This is a genomic window from Nguyenibacter vanlangensis, from assembly GCF_013376155.1.
GTDB lineage: Bacteria > Pseudomonadota > Alphaproteobacteria > Acetobacterales > Acetobacteraceae > Gluconacetobacter > Gluconacetobacter vanlangensis.
Map to the genome: position 1 here is coordinate 1 of NZ_JABXXP010001264.1, position 537 is coordinate 537.

A 537-nucleotide genomic window follows, 5' to 3' on the forward strand; every position below is an offset into this window, starting at 1 on the left:
GTGCCGCGCCGGCCGGCGCAGTCCTCGAGCAGGTCGCCGACGAGCTGTGCGAGCCGCGTGTCGGCGTCCGGTATATCGGCGTCTGGCATATCGGCGTCTGGCATGCCGGTTTGGGGGGCGGCGCGCGTTACGGTGCCGGTATCGAGGTCGATGACGTCGCCGGGCAGCGCCATGTGGAGTTTCGTGCCTTCCGTCCGGAAATCGTCGCCCTGGAGGGCGGTGCGCAGCAGGTCGATATCCACCAGCACCGCGCCGTGCCGGCCGATGACGGTCAGGTGCGCGTTGTCGTGGCCAGCCACCACGCCGCTTTCCTCGCACAGGCCCAGGCCGTAGCGCACGCCTTCCTCGGCGCAGGCCACGACCAGCCGGGCCAGCCGGCGGGCGGCGGTGAGGTTCTGGTCCACGATGGCCGAGCCGAACAGGCCCAGCCCCTCCTGGATCACGATGCCGCGCCGTCCCATGTCGGAGGCCACGCCGAAGCGCAGGGCCTCGTAGGACGAGCCGCCGGCGATCATCGAGCCCGACAGGGCCGAGGCC

The 537-nt window shown here is 71.9% G+C and carries 1 protein-coding gene; it reads right to left on the reverse strand.

The window, feature by feature from the left end:
- Positions 1-537 (reverse strand): type 1 glutamine amidotransferase family protein (locus tag HUK84_RS22505; protein ID WP_218064517.1); only part of this gene is annotated, 537 nt, incomplete at both ends.